The 4,225-nt window shown below is 64.1% G+C and carries 4 protein-coding genes and 2 pseudogenes (1 of these 6 cut by a window edge); 4 read left to right on the top strand and 2 right to left on the bottom strand.

Annotated features, from left to right (window positions below; translation table 11 throughout):
- Positions 1 to 1,022, bottom strand: a pseudogene (locus ACFE99_RS13745) (thiolase family protein) (it extends 105 nt beyond the left edge of the window).
- A gap of 29 nt (positions 1,023 to 1,051) precedes the next feature.
- Positions 1,052 to 1,303, bottom strand: a complete 252-nt coding sequence (locus tag ACFE99_RS13740) for a hypothetical protein (protein ID WP_375486124.1) — start codon at positions 1,301 to 1,303, stop codon at positions 1,052 to 1,054.
- A gap of 196 nt (positions 1,304 to 1,499) precedes the next feature.
- Between ACFE99_RS13740 and ACFE99_RS13735 the strand changes: the two genes are divergently transcribed.
- The 4 genes and pseudogenes from ACFE99_RS13735 to ACFE99_RS13720 all read left to right on the top strand — a co-directional run.
- On the top strand, positions 1,500 to 2,423 hold the full coding sequence (locus ACFE99_RS13735) for an alpha/beta fold hydrolase (RefSeq protein WP_375486122.1): 924 nt from the start codon (positions 1,500 to 1,502) through the stop codon (positions 2,421 to 2,423).
- A gap of 18 nt (positions 2,424 to 2,441) precedes the next feature.
- Positions 2,442 to 3,269: a 2-oxo-hept-4-ene-1,7-dioate hydratase gene (hpaH, locus tag ACFE99_RS13730; RefSeq protein WP_375486120.1), complete on the top strand. Its 828-nt coding sequence runs from the start codon at positions 2,442 to 2,444 to the stop codon at positions 3,267 to 3,269.
- Positions 3,266 to 4,036 (top strand): aldolase/citrate lyase family protein, encoded by a 771-nt coding sequence (locus tag ACFE99_RS13725; protein WP_375486118.1) that lies wholly within the window; start codon positions 3,266 to 3,268, stop codon positions 4,034 to 4,036. Before hpaH ends, ACFE99_RS13725 begins: the two co-directional genes overlap by 4 nt.
- A 40-nt stretch (positions 4,037 to 4,076) precedes the next feature.
- A pseudogene (locus ACFE99_RS13720) lies at positions 4,077 to 4,225 on the top strand (acyl-CoA dehydrogenase); the annotation flags it as partial.

Here is a 4,225-nt window from a genome sequence, read left to right as displayed (position 1 = left end):
CCACCAACACCGCGCAATTGGGTCACAGCCTCTGCCAACGGAGTCATGCCCTGCAGGTAGAAACCCGAAAGTTGGCCCCCGCCAGTATTGGTGGGCAGCGCTCCGCCAGGCCCGGTTTGACCGTCGCGGACGAAAGCTCCCGCCGGCACATCGCCGGTGAGCCGGTATTCGTCGAGCAGTACCAGCGTCACGATCGAGAATGGGTCGTACAGCTCTGCGATGTCGAGATCAGCGCGAGAGAGCCCGGCCCGAGCAAGTGCCTCGTCGACCGCACGGACTCCACCGCCGAACCACGACTCGCCACCGGAACGGCGACGGCGCACCCGATGATGGCGGCCGGTGCCGCGCACCCGCAGCCGCGTGGTACCGATCGATGGGCGCCCTGTCAGCACCACCGCCACGGCGCCGTTGACTGGGCGCGCGCAGTCCACACGGCGCAGCGGTGCGGCCACCATGGGGCTGGCCGCATAACCGTCGGCGTCGAGCGGTTCGCGGACTACCGCGTCGGGATTGCCCATCGCCCAGGCTCGCGCTTGGGTGGCCACTGCGCACAGGTCATTGCTGTCTGCGCCGGTGACGTGCAACCAGCGCTGAGCCAGTAGTGCGTAGGTGGGCACCGAACCGAGTAGGCCTGAGGCGCGCTCCAACCCGCGCAGTCCGGTGGTCCCGCCGCTGTGCGCGTACGTCGAGCCCGAGCCGTGCCCGGCAACCAGCGGGGCGTCGGCGAACACGCACAGTACCGTCGAAGCCTCGCCGGTGGCGATCGCGTGAACTGCACGCTGGATCATCGCGATCGTGGTGGCGCCCTTGATCTCGACGTGCTCAAGCAGGCGCAGGTCGGCAAATCCGTCGTGTGCGGCGAACCCGACGCCGAGCCGATCCGGGCGCACCCCCTGCGATGATCCGACGATCAGAGCGTCGACGTCGCGGCGGGCGACCCCGGCGTCGGCGAGCGCTGCTGCAGTGGCCTGGCACGCCAGCTGAACAACGGTAGCGCCCGGGTGCAGTGACATCGGCGTCATCCCGAAGCCGACGATATCCGCGGCGGCGGTCACGGGCGCGGTCCACCGCGTTGGCGGTCGGCTCGATAGTTGCCGACGCGTAACCAGTCCTCGCGGTCCTCGGGCGTGGCCAGTGTAAAGCTGGCCAACTCCAATGGACACAAGAAGATGTGCGTACCGCTTTCCAGGTCTTCGACCAGCAGCCGAGGGCCGTTGCCGTTGAGGTCCAGCGACAGCCGCACAGCCGCGAACTCGTTGACCATGTCCGCCAGCACGCGCCGTCGCGAGACCGCGGTGTTCATCCCTCTACTATTACCGCATACAACTGTCAGAATCAATCTGACCACGGAAGTGGCGAAAACAAAGAATCAGCTGATCGGAATCGCGACATTGCATAGTCTACATGGGAACATGCACACTATGCAGGACGTAGGCACCGGTGTCGAGGCTGCCAGCAGTAGTTGACAGCAATGTCAGAAATGTTGAGAAGAGGGATGGATGAGTCAACAGGCAGCACCGCCGGCGACGCGGGACGGCGCAGTAGTGGATACGGCGAATTACCGCAGCATCTGGATGTACCTCAAGGAGGTCGCGTTCACCCAGGGCTTTGCCGATGTCGTGGTCAACGGTGCCGTCGTGCGTACCCGCTACGCCGAGGCCGGACTGCGCAGTCAGCCGCACGTAGTGTTGCTGCACGGCACTGGCGGGCATTGGGAGACATTCGCGCCCAACCTGGCCGCGTTGTCTGAGCACTTCCACTGTGTGGCCATCGACATGGTGGGAAACGGGTTTTCCGGCAAACCCGACTACGACTACGAGATTCCCGTGTACAGCGAGCACGTGTTGAAAGTGATGGACCACTTCGCCATGGCCAAAGCCCACTTCGTCGGGATGTCGTTGGGCGCCTGGGTTTCTTCGGCGATCGCAGTATCGCATCCGGGCCGGGTGGACAAGGTCATCCTGATGTCGCCGGCGGGCAAAGAGGCGGCCGCGCAGAACATGGCGCGCATTCGCGCCGAACGTACCAAGGCCGTCAACGAGCCGACCTGGGAATCACTGTATGCGGTGTTCGCGCATCTGATCGCTGAAGAGCGCAACCGGTTGGCCGACCTCGTAGGGCTACGCCAAGCGATCTATCAGCGCGCCGACACCCGCGAGACCATCGATCATCTGCTGATCCTGCAGGACGCGGCCGTGCGGGATCGCAATCTGATACCGGAGGAGAAGTGGAAGTCGATAAGGGCTCCGGTCATGGTCGTGGTGTCCGGCCGCGACGTGGGCGTCTATCAAAACACTGCAACCGCGATCGCCGAGCTCATCCCCAACTCCGAGATCCTGGACATGCCCGAGGTGCGCCATTGGCCCCATTTCGAGGATCCGGAAACATTCAATCCCGCCGCACTGGCCTTCCTCTCCAAGTGACTCCGTGAGGCGGCGCCGATGACACGGCCGGGTCCCGACGAGATCCCCGAGATTGCCCGCCGGCTCTACGCTGCCGAGCAGCGCCGGGTACCGATACGTCAACTTTCGTTGGACTATCCCGACATGACCATCGAAGACGCGTACGCGGTGCAGCGGGCGTTGGTCGATCTCAAGGTTGCCGACGGCCGAGTGGTCAAGGGGCGCAAGATCGGTCTGACTTCCAAAGTGATGCAGCGTGCTGTGTCGATCGATGAGCCAGATTATGGCGCGTTGTTCGACGACATGTTCTTTGAGAACGGCGGTCGGGTACCGCTTGGCCGCTTCATTCGGCCGCGCATCGAGGTCGAGTTGGCGTTTGTGCTCGGCCAGGAGTTACGGGGACCGGGGGTGACGCTATTCGATGTGCTTCGGGCCACCGAGTTCGTGACCCCCGCGCTGGAGATCCTCGACGCACGGGTGCAGATGTCGGACCCGGATACCGGCCACCTTCGCACGATCATCGACACGATCGCCGACAACGCCGCCAACGCGGGACTGGCCCTGGGCGGTCGGGTGTTCCGTCCGCTTGATATCGACCTGCGCTGGGTGGCGGCCCTGCTCTTGCGCAATGGAACAGTCGAGGAGTCCGGGGTGGGGGCAGCGGTGCTCAACCATCCGGGCAACGGCGTGGCGTGGCTGGCCAATCGCCTTGCCAGGTATGGGGTTTGGCTGCAGCGCGGCGAGGTGATCCTGTCGGGGTCGTTCACCACGCCGGTGTTCGCCGAGCCGGGTGACACCTTTGTCGCCGACTACGGCCCATTGGGCACGGTGTCGGTGGTGTTCGATCGCGAGGAGACGAGTCGGTGACCAATCGATGGGTGCAACGCATCAATACGAATGGACCGCGATTCGGTATATGGATCGCGACCGGCAGCGGCTATGTCACCGAAATTTGCGCCGGCTCTGGCATTGACTGGGTGCTGCTCGACCAGGAGCATGCGCCCAACGACTTGCGCAGCACGCTTGAACAGCTACAAGTGCTCGCCGGCTACCCTGACGTCGACGTTGTGGTGCGCCCTCCCGCCGCCGATCCGGTGCTGATCAAGCAACTGCTCGACATCGGCGCGGCTAACATTTTGGTGCCGATGATAGGCAGCTCGGCCCAGGCAGGCGAAGCTGTCGCCGCCACCCGTTATCCGCCTGCGGGTATTCGCGGGGTCGGCAGCGCGCTCGCGCGGGCGTCCCGCTGGAACCGTATTTCTGACTATCTTGTCACTGCCGAAGACAAGGTTTCGCTGACCGTGCAGGTGGAGTCTGCGGAGGTCCTGCCCGACCTTGGTGACATCGCCGACACCGATGGGGTGGACGCGGTCTTCATCGGTCCGGCGGATCTCGCGGCATCGATGGGCAAACTCGGCCAGCCAGAACACCCTGAGGTTGTGGAGAGTATAGAGCGGGCTCTAGCGACTGTCACCAAGCACCGCAAGGCGGCCGGCGTAAATGCATTCACCGAGTCGATCGCCCGCCGCTATCTGGCAGCGGGAGCGAGTTTCGTTTTAGTCGGCGCGGATGTCACGCTGTTGGCCCGAGGGGCCGAACAGCTGGTGAGCAGGTATCGGAGGTCAGCGCTCTAAGCTTTATTTCTGACTGTTGCGTCACCTATACTGGGCCGCTATGGACCTGGATTTCACACCCGAACAGGTGGAGTTTCGTGACCGGGTCCTTACCTGGCTTGACGAGAACAAGCCCACTGAACCGCGACCGCGCGACCATGCCGGCATCCGCGAGTACGACCTGGCCTGGCAGCGCACGCAGTGGGAGGG

It is taken from the genome of uncultured Mycobacterium sp. (genome assembly GCF_964249325.1).
Lineage (GTDB): Bacteria > Actinomycetota > Actinomycetes > Mycobacteriales > Mycobacteriaceae > Mycobacterium.
Note: the sequence above shows the minus strand (reverse complement) of the source record. Positions and strands in the feature narration are given on the sequence as shown.